The sequence below is a fragment of the Flavobacterium sp. N1994 genome (assembly GCF_025947145.1).
GTDB lineage: Bacteria > Bacteroidota > Bacteroidia > Flavobacteriales > Flavobacteriaceae > Flavobacterium.
In genome coordinates, this window is record NZ_CP109999.1 from 1,600,135 (window position 1) to 1,619,752 (window position 19,618).

Annotated in this window: 11 protein-coding genes; 6 read left to right on the forward strand and 5 right to left on the reverse strand. The window is 35.8% G+C overall.

Annotated elements, in window-relative coordinates:
• The first annotated feature begins 155 nt into the window (after nucleotides 1–155).
• The 3 genes from lysS to OLM53_RS07145 all read left to right on the forward strand — a co-directional run bounded on the left by lysS (nucleotide 156) and on the right by OLM53_RS07145 (nucleotide 2,789).
• Nucleotides 156–1,847 carry a lysine--tRNA ligase gene (lysS, locus tag OLM53_RS07135; RefSeq protein WP_264522341.1) on the forward strand — a complete coding sequence of 564 codons (1,692 nt, stop codon included), beginning with the start codon at nucleotides 156–158 and terminating at the stop codon, nucleotides 1,845–1,847.
• A gap of 104 nt (nucleotides 1,848–1,951) precedes the next feature.
• Complete coding sequence (locus OLM53_RS07140; RefSeq protein WP_264522342.1) at nucleotides 1,952–2,389, forward strand: hypothetical protein; 438 nt, start codon at nucleotides 1,952–1,954, stop codon at nucleotides 2,387–2,389.
• Between the two features lie 70 nt (nucleotides 2,390–2,459).
• Nucleotides 2,460–2,789 carry a hypothetical protein gene (locus OLM53_RS07145; RefSeq protein WP_264522343.1) on the forward strand — a complete coding sequence of 110 codons (330 nt, stop codon included), beginning with the start codon at nucleotides 2,460–2,462 and terminating at the stop codon, nucleotides 2,787–2,789.
• A 52-nt stretch (nucleotides 2,790–2,841) separates the two neighbouring features.
• Here OLM53_RS07145 and hemL read toward each other — a convergent pair whose 3' ends face one another.
• The 4 genes from hemL to OLM53_RS07165 form a co-directional block, all read right to left on the reverse strand.
• Complete coding sequence (gene hemL / locus OLM53_RS07150; protein ID WP_264522344.1) at nucleotides 2,842–4,128, reverse strand: glutamate-1-semialdehyde 2,1-aminomutase; 1,287 nt, start codon at nucleotides 4,126–4,128, stop codon at nucleotides 2,842–2,844.
• 27 nt (nucleotides 4,129–4,155) lie between these two features.
• Nucleotides 4,156–5,061 carry a glucosaminidase domain-containing protein gene (locus OLM53_RS07155; protein ID WP_264522345.1) on the reverse strand — a complete coding sequence of 302 codons (906 nt, stop codon included), beginning with the start codon at nucleotides 5,059–5,061 and terminating at the stop codon, nucleotides 4,156–4,158.
• The gene (locus OLM53_RS07160) at nucleotides 5,054–5,965 is read right to left on the reverse strand and encodes a 1-aminocyclopropane-1-carboxylate deaminase/D-cysteine desulfhydrase (RefSeq protein WP_264522346.1); all 912 of its coding nucleotides are present in this window, start codon (nucleotides 5,963–5,965) and stop codon (nucleotides 5,054–5,056) included. The genes OLM53_RS07155 and OLM53_RS07160 overlap by 8 nt, the downstream gene beginning before the upstream one ends.
• A gap of 69 nt (nucleotides 5,966–6,034) precedes the next feature.
• Nucleotides 6,035–7,822 (reverse strand): T9SS type A sorting domain-containing protein, encoded by a 1,788-nt coding sequence (locus tag OLM53_RS07165; RefSeq protein WP_264522347.1) that lies wholly within the window; start codon nucleotides 7,820–7,822, stop codon nucleotides 6,035–6,037.
• Nucleotides 7,823–8,246: 424 nt separating this feature from the next.
• Between OLM53_RS07165 and OLM53_RS07170 the strand changes: the two genes are divergently transcribed.
• Nucleotides 8,247–17,045, forward strand: a complete 8,799-nt coding sequence (locus OLM53_RS07170) for a fibronectin type III domain-containing protein (protein ID WP_264522348.1) — start codon at nucleotides 8,247–8,249, stop codon at nucleotides 17,043–17,045.
• On the opposite strand, the gene OLM53_RS07175 is transcribed toward OLM53_RS07170, so the two are convergent.
• Nucleotides 17,037–17,372, reverse strand: a complete 336-nt coding sequence (locus OLM53_RS07175) for a hypothetical protein (RefSeq protein ID WP_264522349.1) — start codon at nucleotides 17,370–17,372, stop codon at nucleotides 17,037–17,039. The two genes, OLM53_RS07170 and OLM53_RS07175, sit on opposite strands and share 9 nt — an antisense overlap.
• A gap of 28 nt (nucleotides 17,373–17,400) precedes the next feature.
• Between OLM53_RS07175 and OLM53_RS07180 the strand changes: the two genes are divergently transcribed.
• Together OLM53_RS07180 and OLM53_RS07185 are read left to right on the forward strand one after the other, a co-directional pair.
• Nucleotides 17,401–17,583: a DUF5522 domain-containing protein gene (locus OLM53_RS07180; RefSeq protein WP_264522350.1), complete on the forward strand. Its 183-nt coding sequence runs from the start codon at nucleotides 17,401–17,403 to the stop codon at nucleotides 17,581–17,583.
• Between the two features lie 28 nt (nucleotides 17,584–17,611).
• Nucleotides 17,612–19,588 carry a urocanate hydratase gene (locus OLM53_RS07185; protein ID WP_264522351.1) on the forward strand — a complete coding sequence of 659 codons (1,977 nt, stop codon included), beginning with the start codon at nucleotides 17,612–17,614 and terminating at the stop codon, nucleotides 19,586–19,588.
• Nucleotides 19,589–19,618: the final 30 nt, after the last annotated feature.

Consider the following 19,618-nt stretch of genomic DNA (forward strand, 5'->3'; position numbering starts at 1 on the left):
CTGCCTATGTTCGTAGTTTGTTCGCAAAGGGGTAGCACAACCCCGAACAAAACCCGAACAAAACCCAACTAAAAGCAGTCGAAACAATTTTCAAATTTTGTCCCTTTGAAACTTTATCACTTATCCCTATCTTTGCCCGCTTAATACCATACGATATGCAACTTTCGGAACAAGAAATCATCAGAAGAGACAAACTAAACGCTTTGCGCGAATTAGGAATCAACCCTTATCCAGCCAATTTATTCCCAGTAAACCATACTTCAAAGCAGGTTAAGGAACATTTTGAAGAAGGGAAACAGGTGATTTTGGCCGGAAGAATCATGAGTGATCGCGATATGGGAAAAGCCTCTTTCGTAGAATTACAAGATAGTGAAGGTAGAATTCAGTTGTATTTCAACCGTGATGTTCTTTGCCCTGGCGAAGACAAAACATTATATACACAAGTGTTCAGAAAATTAACTGACTTAGGAGACTTCATCGGAGTGGAAGGGGAAATGTTCTTAACTAAAGTTGGTGAAAAGTCCATACGAGTGGATAAGTTTACATTTTTGAGCAAAACTTTACGTCCGTTACCACTACCAAAGAAAGATGAAGAAGGGAATGTACACGATGCCTTTAATGATGCCGAGTTAAGATACAGAATGCGTTATGTTGATTTAGTAGTCAATCCGCATGTGAAAGAAGTATTCATCAAAAGGACCAAATTATTTACCGCCATGCGTAACTTTTTTAATGCAGCGGGATATATGGAAGTAGAAACTCCAGTATTGCAATCGATAGCTGGTGGAGCTGCTGCAAGACCTTTTATTACACATCACAATAGTTTGGATATTCCGTTATACATGCGAATTGCTAACGAATTGTATTTGAAAAGATTAATTGTTGGTGGATTTGACGGCGTATATGAATTCTCGAAAAACTTCAGAAATGAAGGTATGGACAGAACCCACAATCCAGAATTCACGGCCATGGAAATTTATGTTTCCTATAAAGATTACAATTGGATGATGGAGTTTGCTGAAAACTTATTGGAATATTGTGCTCAAGAAGTGAATGGAACTACTGAAGCTACTTTTGGGGAGCACAAAGTAAATTTCAAAGCTCCTTATACCCGTGTTACAATGACAGATGCTATTAAAAACTTTACTGGCTTTGATATTTCAGGTAAAAGTGAAGCTGAGATTTTTGCAGCGGCCAAAGGAATGGGGATTGAAGTAGATGAAACCATGGGCAAAGGAAAACTTATCGATGAGATTTTTGGCGCGAAATGCGAAGGCAATTTTATTCAACCAACTTTCATCACAGATTATCCAAAAGAAATGTCTCCGCTTTGCAAAGAACACAGAGACAATCCAGATTTGACAGAACGTTTTGAGTTGATGGTTTGTGGTAAAGAAATTGCTAATGCCTATTCAGAATTGAACGACCCAATTGACCAAAGAGAACGTTTTGAAGCCCAATTAAAATTAGCAGAACGAGGTGATGATGAAGCGACTCAATTCATTGACAATGATTTCTTAAGAGCCCTAGAATACGGAATGCCACCAACCTCAGGAATGGGAATTGGTATGGACCGATTGATTATGTTTTTAACTAATAATCCTTCCATTCAAGAAGTGCTTTTCTTCCCTCAAATGAGACCAGAAAAAAAACAATTGGATTTAACGGAGGACGAAAAATTGATCATCAGTTTACTGAAATTAGAGAACAATCAGCCTTTAGGACAACTAAAAGAAAAATCTCAATTGAGCGGAAAAAAATGGGATGCTGCTATGAAAGGATTAGCTAAAATAGGTCTAACAAAGGTAGTAGTAGAAGGAGATAATAAGACCGTAGTGTTAAACTAAAGAAAATAAAATAAAACAAAAGTTTTTGTAAAGTTTTGTTAACTATTAAACCTTTTAAAAAAGCCTTTGTCCAATGGTCACATTAATTTAAAAAACTATAAAAAATGAAAAAAGTATTTTTAGCTGCATTATTAGCCGTTGGAATAACAGCATTTGCACAAGAGCAAGAAGGAAGAAAAATGGACCGAGAAAAATTAACTCCAGAACAAAAGATTGATTTTCAGGTAAAAAGAATGACAAAAGATTTGAGTTTAAACGAAAAACAAGTCGCAGATGTTAAAGCTCTAGTTGCTAAAGAAATGGAAAAAAGAGAAGCCAAGCGAGCAGAAATGAAAGAAAACAAAGCGCAAGCAAGAAAAGACATGAGAGCTCAAATGGAAGCTGATCAAGCTGCGATGAGTGCAGATATGAAAAAAATATTAACTGCAGAACAGTATGCTAAATGGGAGAAAATCCGTGATGAAAGAAAAGAAAAAATGAAAGAAAAGATGATGGAAAGAAGAGAAAGAAAAGATTCTGATAAACTTCCTGAAAGAAAATAAAAAAATATATTTTGAGTTTTAATCAAAATAAATTAGCTTTGGAGTTATTATTCTACTAAATAACAAACAAATGAAAAAATTAATTGCTGCCTTAACGTTACTATTAGCATTTTCAGTAAATGCAAATGCACAAGATAAAAAAAGTTTAACATCCTCTGAAAAAGGAAAAAAAGAAGCTGCTGAATTGACTGAGTATCTTGCATTAGACCAAACAATGAGTGAAAACTTTGTTAGACTTTTTGAACAAAAAAATAGTATTCTTGAATCTAAAGATTTAAGTCAAGAAAGAAGAACTGAATTAACTAGAGTTATTGAAGCAAAAATCAGAGCTACATTAGATGCAAAGCAAATGGATAAATTAGAGAAAAATCCAGCTTTATTCAAAAAATTAATAAACTAGGTTTTTATAACTTTCATAAAAAAAGCCCCAATTAAATTGGGGCTTTTTTTATTTATAAACTTTTTGAAACTTTATCAATCGCTTGTATAGTAAAATCTAAATCCTCATAAGTCAAAGCATCTGTGATAAACCAAGTTTCATAAGCAGATGGCGCAATGTAAATACCTTCACTTAATAGTCCGTGAAAAAACTTTTTGAAGGTTTCATTATCTCCATTTTTGGCGGTTTGAAAATCATAAACAGGATTAGCATCAAAATGGACAGAAATCATTGACCCTACTCTATTTATGGTAAATACGATTTTATTGTCTGATAATACTTTCTGAATTCCATTATGCAAATAAGCGGTTTTTTCTTCTAGTCTTTTGAATATAGCAGTATCATTATTTAGCGTTTGCAACATGGCAAATCCAGCAGCCATTGCTAGAGGATTTCCAGAGAGTGTTCCAGCTTGGTAAACTGGTCCGAGGGGAGACAAATAATTCATGATTTCGTTTCTAGCGGCAAAGGCACCTACTGGCAACCCCCCACCAATAACTTTCCCAAAACAAACAACATCCGCTTTTACATTATATAATTCTTGAACTCCTCCTTTAGCTAAACGAAATCCTGTCATTACTTCATCAAAAATCAGCAAAGAATTATACTCATCGCAAAGTTGTCTTAATGATTCTAAAAAGCCATCTTTTGGCGGAACACAGCCCATGTTACCTGCCACAGGCTCAATAATAATAGCTGCAATTTCATTTTTATTGGCTTCAAATAAGGCTTTAACATTATCAAGATCATTATAATTTGCCAATAGAGTATCTTTAGCTGTTCCTTGCGTAACTCCAGGGCTATTTGGAGTTCCAAAAGTACTAGCACCGCTTCCAGCTTGAATTAAGAATGAATCGGAATGTCCGTGATAGCAGCCTGCAAATTTAATAATCTTGTCTCTTTTAGTAAATCCTCTTGCCAAACGAATGGCACTCATACAAGCTTCTGTACCGGAATTTACAAATCGGATTTTATCAATATTTGGAACCATGGAAACAGCCAATTCAGCAATTTTAGTTTCTAACTCTGTAGGCATTCCAAAGGAAGTTCCTTTTTGGGCTTTTTCTATAATGGCGTCAACTACAGGTTGAAAGGCATGACCTAATATCATTGGACCCCATGAATTAATATAATCAATTAATCGGTTTCCGTCTTCATCATAGAGATAAGCTCCTTTGGCGCTTTTGGCAAAAACGGGAGTTCCCCCAACACCTTTGAATGCCCTTACTGGAGAATTTACTCCACCAGGAATTACTTTTTCGGCTTCAGCAAATAGCTGACTGCTTCTTTGATAAATCATATTTGAAATGTGAGTTTTAGTATGAAATTATTTGACAATTATACTTTGCCCAAGAGCCAAAGTATTATCATTTAAATTATTTTTCTTCTTTAAGTCTTCAATAGAAATATTGAACTTTTTAGAAATAGAGTATAATGAATCCCCTTTAACTACAGTATATTTTTGAACATCATCTGAATAGGCAATAGGCTTACTCACAACAGTTCTCGTTGGTACAAAATCTTTACCTAAAACTTCTGCATCAAATTTGTTTAACTGATACTTTTCTATCAATGCAATAAGTTTGTCTGGATATTGTCTATCAGTGGCATAGCCCGCGGCTTTCAAACCATAAGCCCAACTTCTGTAATCGTCTTTTTGAAATTCAAAAAGCTCAGCATATCTAGGTCTGCTCGTTAAAAAGTAAGAGTGGTCTTTGAATGATTGACTTGGATCGTCATATTTTCTGAAACATTCATTTTCTTCATCATCGGTATATTTAATACTAGGCCCTGTCCACTCTTTATGACATTTTATTCCAAAATGATTATTAGCTTGAACACTCAATGGTCCTGTGCCCGCTCCAGACTCTAATATGGCTTGACCTAAGGTTATACTGGAAGGTATTCCTGTTTTAAGCATATTATCTTTAGCAACCTCTTTATATTTTTCAATATAATCTAAGACCATTTTGGTGGTCACTTTTACTCTTGTTGTTGCTTCTAAAATTTCAGTAGCATTTGAAAAACTACCTGTAGTTGGTGTGTCCTTTTGGGTTATTGCTACAGATTTTCTAACAGAAGAAGACGGTCTGTAAATTGGTTTTTTCACTCTTTGAACAACTGGTCTTTCCGATTTTCTAGGGTCAGGTTTTGTAGTTCTAACAACTGATTGATGCGCATTGCATGAAGCAACAAAAATCATAAATAACAGTAAAATGGTTTTCTTAATCATTGATTGTAATTTCTAATTGTTTTTTTTGTCTTAAGAGCTTATTCATTCCCATAATTCCCTGCAAACCTCCAGTATGAATTACTAAAATTCTTGAGTTTTTTGGAAAATATTTTTTTTCTATCAAATCAAAAATACCAAACATCATTTTTCCAGTATAAATTGGATCTAAAGGAATGTTGTATTTGTTATAAAACTCGTTTATAAAAGTTATCAATTCTTTTGAAACTTTTGCATAACCTTCAAAATGATAGTCTGTAATTAATTCCCAATTTGAATTGGTAACAAATTTACTAATATCTTTTCTTAAAAAATCACCCTTTAAAGCAGGAAAACCCAAAACTTGTTGACTATTTTTTGAACAATTAATAATTCCAGAAATAGTACCACCTGTTCCAACTGCACAACATATATAATCAAATGTGGCATCTCCTTCATTCAAAATCTCTTCACATCCTTTTACAGCCAAAAGATTAGTTCCGCCTTCAGGCAATAGATAAAAATTACCAAACTTTTCTTTCAACTGATTTAAGAATTTAGGAGTTTCTTTTTCTCTATAATCTTCACGGGATACAAACTCAAAAATCATTCCTAATTCTTGAGCTCTTTTCAAAGTTGGATTTTCTTCAATTTGGCTAATTAATTCTTCACCTCTAATAACCCCAATAGTTTTAAAGTCATATTCCTTCCCAGCAGCAGCTACTGCTAAAATATGGTTTGAAAAAGCACCTCCAAAGGTCAATAATGTATCTTTCTTTTCGACTTTGGCTTGCGCCAAATTGTATTTAAGTTTCCTGAATTTATTTCCTGAAATTAAAGGATGTAACAAATCCTCACGCTTTATAAAAAGGGTGACGTCAGTATTTTCGAATATAATTTCTTGATTGTTACTCTCTAAAAACCTCATTATTCAAAAGTAATTTATGGAAATGGGATGCTACAAAAAAAGCGATATAAAATCGCTTCAATGTCATTTTTATTTGGAAGAAACTATAATTTTTTGTCCAAAACTTTGTCCATCACTAGATTGTATTTTGACTAAATATACTCCATCACTAAAGGAAGAAGTAGAAAATTCATAGCTGCTTTTTGACTGTAAATTTGTTTTTTCAAACAATTGTTTACCCGAAATATCATATAAAACCACTGTTTTTATATCTAATAAATTGGGATTAGAAATCACCATTTGTTGGTTTGCATTGTCTTGAAAAACAATCACATTATCTTTTATTGGATGAATAACTGATAATGCCTCACTTTTAAACGTTAGTTGAAAACGATCATTATAAACACCTGTAGAAAGCGTTACGGAATAACCATCAGTCTTTAAATTGTGATAAGAATTATCGAGTGAGTCATAAATAAAAACATCTTGATTAGAATCAAAATTAATTTCATCAGCCAAATCAAACTTCACTGTGGTATTATCGGTTATTTTTAATCCAAGTGGCAGCCTTTTATTTGTATCAAATTCAATTCCTTGTATGACGTATTTCCCATTTTGTAATACAAAATAAGAGTCGTTAGCTAAATCTGCACCAGCTGGACTTTCAGCATCAATTCCTCTGTCAACTCCATCAGTAGCACCACCAACAAAAGCCAACGCAATCTGTCTAGTGTATAAGCCATTAAAAGAAGTGTTTAATCTAATATGAGAAACTGTAGTATCGCTTTGATTATCAGTCTGATTTATTGAATTACTAAATTTTTCAAAATGAGATGTGGCCAATGTACTTTCTTTATAGTAAAATCTGTGAGAATTCATTAAAGTGATCGAACCATTCGATGCTCCTTTAACCATAAACCCTTGTCCTATTGGAGCATATTTTCTTGAGATAACTAGTCCTGAAGAAGATCCTGTTGTATTAATTGTACCAGAGATAGTATAGGTGTCAAAAGTAGCAGGAACATAAATACCAGTTGAAACTAAAGATACTGGAGAATAAGTACCATAACCACCTTTATAAGCAAGCAAAACATGTGAATTCACCGTTTTATCTTGCTCCCAATAATAAGCAATACCTGTGCATGCAGTATTAGTTGCATCCAATAAAAAAGCATTTACATGCAAAGCTGAAGGATAAGGATTACCTGTTAATGTATAGTTATTTGTTGCAACATTCACGGTTATATTGCCATCATTAGGTTTTCCTCTAAAATCATATCTTTGGGCACTTCCTGGATTATTTAAAGCGGTTTCCCCAACATTTGTAGCATCTGAACCACTTGCTCCTTTCATAGTAAACCCTTGACCAGCAGAAATATTGGTTGTTGCAGCTGACTGTACCCAACCTGAATAATTCGCCTGAGATAAAAATTTAAATATCCAATACGAAGCTATTGTCAATGCACCAGCCGAAGATGATCCATTATAACTTGCACTGGTAATGGTTGCGGCAGTACTTGAAATATTTGATGTTGGCACATTCAGCATAGTAATTCCAAAATCTTCATTTCCAACAGTCGTAGAAGCGTTTCCTACAGGAGAACACCAATAGTTATAGGCATAATTATTTACAGTTCCTTCTTGAAAAACAGAAAATTTACCAAGACCTAAGTTAGTTGACGTTCCTGTGGTGCCTTGGAGAAACTGTCCTTCATTTCTTAAGTAAAAATTACTACTAGCACCATTAAGTTCTAAATTTCCTTTAGAATAAACTACAGTTCCTTTATTAAAAATGTAACTTGTACCTTTAACATAAATCTGCGCAGAAATTAAGTTTACAGAAAACACAATCCAAAAAACAAGCACTACTCTTTTCATAAATTCAATTGTTATATTACAAAAATAGAAATATTTTTATATCTATTTCATTTTCAAACCTAGAAAGAAATTTTTATTTAACAACTCCAAGATTTTTAAAACCGAAAATAAAATCAAATCGTAACTAATTTTATGTTTTTTTAGTTAGTTTATTGATGTAAATAGAGCAAAAATATTGATATACCATTTTTAAAGTTGCTTTTTGTTTTTTGGCTTTGTAAAATTTGAAAGAATAGTTATAATTAAATTTATTTTGTTAAAATTCAAAAAATGCAATTCACCGATAATATTTGTATTATATCTATTTTATTGATTTGCCACCTAAAAAAACACTATTTTTATTTGCTATACCTAATTTAAAAGAAATGTAAGCTACAGAAATTGGATTCAATAACGAATTTCTCCCCCAAACAATAAATGATATATGAAAAAGAACTACTTCAAAAAAAATTCTCAAAAAATACCTAATGAAGTTATAAAAAACATTGTATCTTTTAAAAACATTGCTTTTATAGTTATACTTCTTTGTTGTTTTAGTAATGCCACAGGTCAAGGTGCATCTTGTGCTACAGCTACTGCAGTAAATTTGAATCAAGAATATACAACTTTTTCAATCACAGATGCAACAGTTAATGATCCAACACCAGCTACATGCAATGGACAATCTCCAGTAAGAGACGGTTGGTTTAGTTTTGTAGCAAATGGGACTGAAGCTAACATAATTACTACCGCTACAAATAGAAATCCCATATTGTATGCTTATTCTGGAACATGTGGAGTAGGATTAACATTCATGAGTTGTGCTAATGCAACCACATCAACTGGTGGACATACTGAAACACTGAGTTTATCAGGATTGACTTCTGGCGTTACTTATTATGTTAGAGTTGGAAATTCAACCAATAACAACATGAGTCTTTCATCATTTGTTATTATAACTAATGATAAATGTTCCAATGCGCAATTATTAACCTCCAACACAAGTTGTGTTACTATTAATGGTTCAACTTCTGGGGCTACTGACAACAATGAAGTAGGAGATTGTACAACTGGTGCAGAAAATGCAGTTTGGTTTCAATTCCAAGCAGTTACTACAACACACATTGTCACTGTTGATGGAATCACTGGTTTTGACCCTGTTTTGAGTGTAATTAATACTTGTGGAGTTGCTGGTAGTCCTACAGGTGGAAGTTGTATTGATAATACAGCTGATGGTGGAATAGAAACACTTACTCTAACTGGATTAACAGTTGGAAACTTTTACAAAATACAAGTACACGATTTTCAAGGGGATTTAATTTCTAATGGCTTTACTATTTGTGTTACTCATTCATTACCTCCCACCATAACAAACTTATTGACACCTTCAAGTGGTTGCGTCGGTTCAAGTATAACAATTACTGGAACTAATCTGTTAGGGGCTACTGCAGCAAACGTAAAAATTGGAGGCACTTCGGTTTCATCAATAACATCAAATGACGGAAGTACATTAGTTGCCGTAATTGGTGCAGGAACAACTGGAACCGTCAGTGTAACAACAGCTGGTGGAACTGCAACTAGTATAGGAACTTTTACTGTAAACCCACTACCTGCAAGTATTTCAGGAGCAGCAACTGTATGTACTGGTACAACGACGACTTTAACAAACATAACAGCTGGCGGAACTTGGTCTATCATAAACGGAACTGGTTCAGCATCCATTTCAACAACTGGGGATGTTACAGGTACTACGGCTGGTACTATAACCGTAGTTTATACTTTACCAACGACTTGTAGCGTGACTAAAGCATTAACCGTTCAACAAAGCCCCGGAGCAATTGCTGGTGGGACCGCAACAGTGTGTGTTAGTGCTTCAACGCCTGCTTTCACTAATCCAAATGCCGGAGGAACTTGGTCAGTTACCAACGGAACAGGAACCGCAACTATAACCGCGGGCGGTGTTCTTACCGGAACTGCCGCTGGAACTGTAACCGTGAACTATACCATAGGGTCTTGTATTCCTGCAACATATTCAGTAACTGTAAATCCAATACCGGCTGCTATTGCTGGAGGTGCCGCTACAGTTTGCACAGGAGCAAATACAGTTGCTTTTACTGATGCTACTGCAGGTGGAACTTGGTCAATCACCAATGGAACTGGTTCTGCTACAATTTCAATAGGAGGTGTTGCAACTGGAAGTACTGCTGGTACAGTTAATGTCGTGTATACTTTACCATCAACTTGTAGCGTAACTAAAGCCTTAACCGTTCAACAAACACCAGGAGCAATTGCTGGTGGAGCAGCGACAGTGTGTGTTAGTGCTTCAACACCTGCATTTACTAATCCAAATGCTGGAGGAACTTGGTCAGTTACCAATGGAACAGGTACCGCAACTATATCTGTGGGTGGTGTTCTAACTGGTACTGCCGCTGGAACCGTAACCGTTAACTATACTATAGGTTCTTGTACTCCTGCAACTTATTCTGTGACTGTTAATCCAATACCAGCTGCTATTGCTGGAGGAGCCGCTACAGTTTGTACAGGAGCTAATACGGTTGCTTTTACTGATGCTACTGCGGGTGGAACTTGGTCAATTACCAATGGAACTGGTTCTGCTACAATTTCAATAGGAGGTGTTGCAACTGGAAGTACTGCTGGTACAGTTAATGTCGTGTATACTTTACCATCAACTTGTAGCGTAACTAAAGCATTAACCGTTCAACAAACACCAGGAGCAATTGCTGGTGGAGCAGCAACAGTGTGTGTTAGCGCTTCAACACCTGCATTTACTAATCCAAACGGTGGAGGAACTTGGTCGGTTACCAACGGAACCGGCACCGCCACCATTACTGCTGGTGGAGTTCTAACTGGAACAGCCGCAGGAACAGTAACTGTCAATTATACTATAGGATCTTGTACTCCTGCAACTTATGCTGTAACTGTTAACCCATTACCAACAAATCCTGGAAATCCAACAAGTGATTCTCCACAATGTAATCCTCCTGGTGTGACTTTAACAAGAGCTGCTGCACCTCCGGGTTCTGAAAACTATTATTGGCAAACTGTTTCTTTGGGAACGAATACCTCTAATAGTGCCAATACTTATAATGCAACTACTTCAGGAACATATTATATTAGATCACAGATAATTTCAACAGGTTGTTGGAGTTCAGGCCAAGGTAGTGCAACTGTTGTTGTAAATAACAGTCCAAGCACTTTAGCTACTGTTCCTTCTCCAGCTAACTCATCAACTGGAATTTGTTATTCTGGTTCGGGAGCTATTACAAATGTTTCATGGACTGCAGCAGCTGGTGCTACATCCTACGATGTTTACTTTGGAGCTGGCAGTCTTCCTGGCAGTATAACATCTAACGTAGCCACAACATCATATACAACCGGTGCACTATTAGCTTCAACCACATATTATTGGAAAATAGTACCCAAAAATGCGTGCGGCATTACTACTGGCACTCCTATAACTTGGATCTTTACAACTGCATCTGCAATTTGTTATTGTACACCAACATATAGTAACGGAACTTCATTTGGAGGAGATGAAATTACAAATGTGTCTCTAGGTACACTTAATAATTCAACTGGAGCATCAGCATCTCCATATTATACCTTTTACAACACCGCAACAATACCTAATCTTTCTCAATCAACGACTGCCTCAATATCTATTACTTTTGGTTCGGGCAGCAGTCAATATGCAGCGGTTTGGATTGATTTTAATCAAAATGGGGTTTTTGAAGCTACTGAAGGAGTAGTTTCAACAGTAACAGGTGGATCAGGTGGAACTATAACATTAAATATTCCTGTACCCGCAGGGGCTATACTGGGTAATACCCGAATGAGAGTTAGAGGGGGAGATGACAGTGCCCTTACAACTGCTCAAGCTTGTGGGGTATCAAATAGTTCATATGGAGAAACAGAAGATTATATTGTCAATATAATTGGTTTGACTCCTTGTACTACCCCAACGTCTCAACCTACATCCCTTGTATTGTCATCTATAACTACAACTACTATAGCTGGAGCTTTTACGAATGCTAGCACCATACCAAGTGGTTATTTAATAGTTAGAAGTACTAGTGCCACTCCACCCTCACCTATAAATGGGACAACCTATGCAGTTGGCTCTACAACTTTTGGAGTAGGAACTCTAGTCATACAAGGAAGTGTTGTTGCAAGTACTTCTACATCTTTTTCAGATACTAGTTTAACAAGTAATACAAAATATTATTATTATATTTTCTCATACAATAATGCTTGTTCTGGAGCACCTTTCTATTTCACTACATCACCATTAAGCAACAATGCTATAACATGTGTTGCGGCTTTATCAAGCGCTCCTGTAAATTCAGCTATAACTGGAACAAGTTGTACCATAACATGGGGGGCTTCTCCAGCTGGGGGAAGTGCTGCCACAATAAATTATACCTTGGAAGTTTATAGTGATTCTGGATACTCAACACCTATTTCAGGCTCTCCTTTTTCAGTTGGCACAGCTATAACTTATTCTTTATCTGGTCTAAACGGAGGAACAGTATACTACTATAGAGTTAAAGCTAGCAACGGCAGTTGCGATAGCCCATATCAAACAGGAACAGTAACTACTACAATAACTAATGATAATTGTTCTGGAGCAGTATTATTAACTGTAAATCCAAATTCGACTTGTATAATTAGTTCTACTGGTACTACAACAGGTGCAACACAATCTCAAGTAGGATGTACAGGAAATGCTGATGACGATGTTTGGTTCCGCTTTGTTGCCACTGGGATTTCTCATATAGTAACAGTTACCCCGTTAACACTTAACAATGCCGTTTTTGAAGTATTCAACGGAAATTGCGCTAGTTTAGCATCAACAATATGTGTTAATAACACTTCTGGATCAAGTATTGAGACAACAACCCTAACTGGTTTAACTTCTGGACAAACCTATTATGTAAGAGTATACAGTAACGGGAACGGAACAAATACTGGTACCTTCACAATTTGTATAACATCTCCCGTACCGCCTTCAAATAATCAATGTGCAAATGCAACTACTTTACCTTGTGGCACTTCAAATCTAGCTGGAACAACTGTGCTTGCAGCAAGTTATACGCATGGTACTGGATGTCTTATGAGTAATTATGGTGTATGGTATACTTTTACAGGTGATGGGAATTCAAGTACTATTTCAGTAACTACTACAAATAATGATATCGAATTGTCAATCTCTAGTGGAAGTTGCGGAAACTTAACTAACATTGCTTGTCAGGATTCTGCTCTTTCAAATGGCACCGAGACCTATACTTTTACAACTGCCATAGGAGTTACTTACTATGTATACATTGCCAATTATTATTCTGGAGGCACAAGCTCTGATACAGGAACATTTACCATTTCAAGAACTTGCGTTGTGCCTTATAACCCTTGCACATCAATATCAAATATTGCATCTTGTGGGTCAGGAAACACTGTTACAATTCCATCTGGAATAGGAGGTTACAGCCCTTCTTCGTGCGGATGGACCACCCCTGGAGTAGAAAAAATTTATACTTTCACACCAGCATCTAGTGGAAATTTCACTATCACACAAGCTAGTTCTTTTACCTATATTGACTATCAATTTAAACCAGTCTTATCTGGATGTAGTAGTGCAGGATGGTCTTGTATAGATACCCTGTCAGGAGCGGGAACTACTACTAGTTTTACCTTAACTGCTGGTGTCCAATATTACATTTTATTAGACCCTGAGTCTTCTTCAGGTGGTAGTGTAAATTTTACTATTAATTGTCCAACGCCACCTCTTACAAATGATGAACCTTGTAATGCTATAGCCTTAACCGTAAGTACCACTTGTAGTTATAGTACTTATACTAATTCAGGAGCAGCTGGTACTGGTGGAGTTACTGCACCAGGATGTGCTAATTATGATGGTGGAGATGTTTGGTTTACAGCAGTAGTACCTGCTACTGGAGAACTTGATGTAGATTTACAAAGTGGTGCCATGACTGATAGTGGTATGGCATTTTACTCAGGCACTTGTGGCTCCTTAACCCTATTAGAATGTGATGATGACGACAGTAATAATGGATCTATGTCTTATATCTCGATGAATGGGTTAACCCCTGGGCAAATTATTTATATAAGAGTTTGGGAATATGGAAATGACAATAATGGAACTTTTGGTATTTGTGCCACAACGCCAAGTTGTCCTTCTCCAGCTGATTTGTATGCCAATATTTTATCAACAACAAGTATTACAGTAAACTGGACAGCTTCAACTCCACCTGCTTCGGGCGGGTACCACTATTTTATAAACACTACCGGTATAGCACCAACAGCAGCAACTACTCCAACAGGATCAACTGCTGCTGGAGTAATAGGTGTAACACTTACTGGCTTAACACCAGGTTTAAAATATTATTTCTGGGTACGTTCTTATTGTGGAGGTTCTGATACCAGTGCCTGGTTTGGACCAACAAACTATACCCCATGTGCTGTTGGAAATGGAACCGGTATAACTACAAATCAATGTCCTTCAGTAGTAGCTGGAGGTCAAGGCTTGAGTGGAGCAAACCCTGCAGCTATGATGTGTTCTTCTTTGACTTGCGCTAACTTAGAAGCTACATATTTACAATTAAATCAAGCCACCAATTACAGTGTTGCTTCTATCCCATATTCACCACCTTATCAATATACATGCTTGCAGAATCCAGTAAGTGTCAACGTTGATGATATATGGTCATCTACAATTAACCTTCCTTTTAATTTCTGTTTTTATGGCAACAATTACAATAAATGCCTAATTGGTTCTAATGGGGTTATAACTTTTGACACCACTACCTACTCTCCAGGCGGATATTCAACTTGGTCGTTTAATACTAATTTACCTGATGTTTCCCTTTTTAAGAATACTATTTTTGGAGTTTATCAGGATATAGATCCAAGTAAAGGTGGTCAAGTTGGATGGGAATTAATTACACTCAATACTGGTTGTAGAGCGCTAGTTGCGTCTTGGAATGATATTCCTATGTTTTCATCAAGTTGTAATTCTCAGCTATATACAGGCATGATTGTTCTCTATGAAAACACAAATGTTATTGAAGTTTATGTTAAAGAAAAAAATGTTTGTTCAACTTGGAACAATGGTAATGCTATAGTAGGAATTCAAAATTCAACTGGAACAGCTGCTGTAGTACCTCCAAGCAGAAATGGATTAGATACCAACTGGACCGCCTCAGGTGAAGCATGGCGATTTACTCCAACTGGCCCTTCCTTGACCTCTATAAAATGGTACGAAGGAAACGGTACATCTGGAACGCAATTGGGAACGACAGACACTATAAATGTATGCCCAACTGTTACAACAACTTACACTGCAGAAGTAACCTACGCACTTTGTAGTGGAACCAACTTAAAGTACACTGATAATGTTGTAGTAACTGTTAATGGAAATAAAATATGGAATGGTTCAACTGACACAAATTGGAATGTAAGCTCTAATTGGACTCCAAGTGGTGTTCCAACTAACGCTAACTGTGTTGTAGTGCCTGTAGTTGGAAATGGTCGCTATCCACTAATTTCTGCTGCTCCTGATGCTGTTGGTTATAATTTAGCTGTTTATAGCAATGCATCTTTAACCGTTGGCTCAAGTCAAAATCTGATCATTACGGATAAAATTGATGTTCAGTCACCCTCAACTGGAGCATTAACAGTCAATAATAATGCCAATTTAATCCAGATAAATGACACCGCAGTTAATACTGGTAGTATTTTTTACAAAAGGATAGCACCCAATATTAAAGGTTCTGACTACGTATATTGGTCATCACCAGTATTTAATCAGAATATTGGGTCTATTTACGATATTGGAGCACAGGGATATAGATATCAATGGAACCCTATTTTAAATAATGGAAACGGAGCTGGTGGAAATATAAGTCAGGGATTTTGGGAGTCCGCTAGTGGAATAATGACAAGGGCAAGAGGATATATTATACGTGGTTCAAGTAGCTTTGGTATGCCAGCTAGTAGTATTCCAGTGACATTTAACGGAACACCATTTAATGGCATTATCCCATACACCGTTGAAAGAGGAAGTTACACTGGAGTTCCATACAACGGTGCTAATGGTGTCCAAATAACAAATCTTAATGACAATTACAATTTAGTTGGTAATCCATACCCTTCATCCATTAATGCCTTGAAATTTTTACAACTAAACACTTATGATATCACTACAAACCCAACTGGTCAAATATTAGGAAATGTAAAACTTTGGCTCCATGGAATAGACCCAACTTATGGAGCTGCGAATCCTTTTTATGGTTCATATCTTTACAATTATAGTGCAAATGATTATTTGACATTAAATTATCTTGGTTCAACAACACCAAGTATAGCAGACATTATTAAAGCTGGCCAAGCATTTTTTGTACAAATGGTTGATGGTGCTACTGGATCAGGCACTATTAATTTTAACAATAGCATGAGATATGACGGTTCAATACTTCCTTATAACAACAGTAATTTCTTCAAAAACGGTAATACAATAAATTCTGATTTTTCATTTGAAAGAAACAGAATTTGGCTTGATCTTGTCGATGCAAATAGCCAATCTTCAAGAATACTTTTAGGTTATGCGACAAATGCAACAAACAATTATGACCCATTATTTGATGCAATAACCGCAGTGCCGTCTGGAATGAAACTTTTCTCAATGATTGAAAATGATACCGAAGTATATGAAATTCAGGGAAGAAGCTTACCTTTTGACACAAACGATGAAATCCTCATCGGTATAAAAGCTCCTGTACAAGGAAATTATACTTTTGCTATTGGAGCCTTAGACGGATTGTTTAATACACAAAACATATATTTGAAAGATAATTTGTTAAATATCACTCATGACTTAAAAACAAATCCATATCATTTCACAACTACCGCAGGAACTATTAAAGATAGGTTTAAAATAATCTATATCGATAATGTGTTAGGGACTATTGATTATACAATTGAAAACAATATAAAAATCATAACTAATGAGGAAGTAACAGTAAGTTCAAGTAATCTTGTAATGGAATCAATAATAGTTTACAATGTTTTAGGGCAAAAATTAAACACCTATAATAACGTAAACAGTAATTTCTTAACGCTTTTTGGTCTTCACAAAAACAATAGTACACTACTACTAAAAATAAAATTACAGACAGGTGAAACTGTGATTAAGAAAATTTTATTTTAGAAACAAATAATCTAAAAATTTCCAAAAAGACCTTTGCTTTAAATAGTTAAGGTCTTTTTCATTTGCATAAGCTTCTCGTTCAAAAGATATATTCTGGTAGGCAATATTTTTATCTTGATAGATAATCCATCTGATCAAAAACTCCATTCCGTACCAAATAAAAAAAGGCAAAATCAACATTTCCAATTGCTGCCGAATATGAATTTTTTCATGATTAACCATAACTAGATTCTGCTTCCAATAGTGATCTGCAACAATAATAAAAGGGAAGAAAGTTATCCCTTGATACCCTTTTGGAATTAAATATCTCGAAACGATAATAAACATTTATTATAAAGTCTTTAAATTTGTAGCTATGAATGAGCAAAATAATGAAAATAAATTAATCGAAGGAGAAGATTTTTATATCACTCCTGAAGGTTATAAGTGTTTCACTGAAAAATACCACTTAAAAAGAGGGTATTGTTGCCGAAGTGGATGTCGTCATTGCCCTTACGGATTTGACAAAAAAACAGGAACAATAAAACCAAAAAAATAATAAACTAAACTACAGCATAAATCAAAAAATGACATTTCAAGAACAAATACAACAAGGAATTCCAAGCATTTTACCAGAACCAAAACCCTACGAGATAGAGATAAACCATGCTCCTAAACGAAAAGAAATTCTATCGGAAGAAGAAAAAAAATTGGCTTTAAAAAATGCGTTGCGCTATTTTGAACCACAACATCATGCTACTTTACTTCCTGAATTTAAAGAAGAATTGGAAAAATATGGACGAATTTATATGTACCGTTTCCGTCCTGATTACAAAATGTACGCACGTCCAATTTCAGAATACCCAGGAAAATCAGAACAAGCAAAAGCTATTATGCTGATGATTCAAAATAATTTGGATTATGCTGTAGCTCAACATCCCCATGAACTGATTACTTATGGCGGAAATGGAGCTGTATTTCAGAACTGGGCACAGTATCTTTTAACCATGAAATACTTGGCAGAAATGACAGATGAGCAAACCTTAACCATGTATTCAGGTCATCCAATGGGTTTGTTTCCCTCTCATAAAGAAGCTCCAAGAGTGGTGGTTACTAACGGAATGGTTATTCCAAATTATTCCAAACCTGACGATTGGGAAAAAATGAACGCATTAGGGGTTTCTCAATACGGCCAAATGACTGCTGGAAGTTATATGTATATTGGTCCACAAGGAATTGTTCATGGAACCACCATAACCGTTTTAAACGGATTCAGAAAAATTAAAAAAGCTCCAAAAGGAGGTTTATTCGTAACCTCAGGATTAGGAGGTATGTCTGGCGCTCAACCTAAAGCGGGAAACATTGCTGGTTGCGTAACCGTTTGTGCTGAAGTTAATCCAAAGATCACCCATATTCGTCATTCTCAAGGATGGATTAATGAAATTATAGACGATATCGAAAACTTAGTGCCAAGAGTTAAAAAAGCATTAGCCAATCAAGAAGTAGTTTCTATAGCTTATCTCGGAAATATAGTGGAGGTTTGGGAACGTTTTGATCAAGAAAATCTTCATATTGATTTGGGTTCTGACCAAACTTCATTGCATAATCCTTGGGCTGGTGGGTATTATCCTATCGGATATACCTTTGAAGAATCCAATGATTTAATGGCTAATAATCCAACAAAATTTAAAGAAGAAGTTCAAAAAACTTTACGTCGTCATGCCTCTGCCATCAATAAACACACTGCAAAAGGAACTTATTTCTTTGATTATGGAAATGCTTTTCTGTTAGAAGCTTCTAGAGCTGGTGCCGATATAATGGCGGAAAATCATATCGATTTCAAATATCCAAGTTATGTTCAAGACATCATGGGACCCATGTGTTTTGATTATGGCTTTGGCCCATTCCGTTGGGTTTGTGCTTCAGGGAATCCTGAAGACTTAGCCAAAACAGATAAAATTGCTTGCGACGTTTTAGAAGAAATGATGAAAAACTCCCCTACTGAAATCCAGCAACAAATGGCCGATAACATCCAATGGATTAAAGGTGCCCAAGAAAATAAATTAGTTGTTGGTTCTCAAGCCCGAATATTATATGCTGATGCTGAAGGAAGAATCAAAATTGCCGAAGCTTTTAATCAGGCTATCGCTCGTGGCGAAATTGGTTATGTTATTTTAGGACGTGATCATCATGATGTATCTGGAACCGACTCACCTTACAGAGAAACATCCAACATTTATGACGGTTCGCGTTTTACTGCCGATATGGCAATACAAAATGTTATAGGCGACAGTTTTAGAGGCGCAACTTGGGTTTCTATCCACAATGGTGGAGGTGTTGGCTGGGGTGAAGTGATTAATGGTGGTTTTGGTATGGTTCTTGATGGTTCAGTGGACGCGTCAAGACGTTTAGAATCAATGCTTTTTTGGGATGTGAATAACGGAATTTCAAGAAGAAACTGGGCTAGAAATGAAGGAGCCATTTTTGCTATAAAAAGAGCGATGCAAACGCAACCTTTATTGAAAGTCACCATCCCTAACATAGTTGACGATTCGTTGTTTTAGCTTAGTATTAATTTCTAATTCTAAAGCAAA

Bases quoted from the DNA above. Each gene is read 5' to 3' on its own strand.
- lysS (WP_264522341.1), top strand. From the start codon at position 156: ATGCAACTTTCGGAACAAGAAATCATCAGAAGAGACAAACTAAACGCT.
- OLM53_RS07140 (WP_264522342.1), top strand. From the start codon at position 1,952: ATGAAAAAAGTATTTTTAGCTGCATTATTAGCCGTTGGAATAACAGCA.
- OLM53_RS07145 (WP_264522343.1), top strand. From the start codon at position 2,460: ATGAAAAAATTAATTGCTGCCTTAACGTTACTATTAGCATTTTCAGTA.
- hemL (WP_264522344.1), bottom strand. From the start codon at position 4,128: ATGATTTATCAAAGAAGCAGTCAGCTATTTGCTGAAGCCGAAAAAGTA.
- OLM53_RS07155 (WP_264522345.1), bottom strand. From the start codon at position 5,061: ATGATTAAGAAAACCATTTTACTGTTATTTATGATTTTTGTTGCTTCA.
- OLM53_RS07160 (WP_264522346.1), bottom strand. From the start codon at position 5,965: ATGAGGTTTTTAGAGAGTAACAATCAAGAAATTATATTCGAAAATACT.
- OLM53_RS07165 (WP_264522347.1), bottom strand. From the start codon at position 7,822: ATGAAAAGAGTAGTGCTTGTTTTTTGGATTGTGTTTTCTGTAAACTTA.
- OLM53_RS07170 (WP_264522348.1), top strand. From the start codon at position 8,247: ATGAAAAAGAACTACTTCAAAAAAAATTCTCAAAAAATACCTAATGAA.
- OLM53_RS07175 (WP_264522349.1), bottom strand. From the start codon at position 17,372: ATGTTTATTATCGTTTCGAGATATTTAATTCCAAAAGGGTATCAAGGG.
- OLM53_RS07180 (WP_264522350.1), top strand. From the start codon at position 17,401: ATGAATGAGCAAAATAATGAAAATAAATTAATCGAAGGAGAAGATTTT.
- OLM53_RS07185 (WP_264522351.1), top strand. From the start codon at position 17,612: ATGACATTTCAAGAACAAATACAACAAGGAATTCCAAGCATTTTACCA.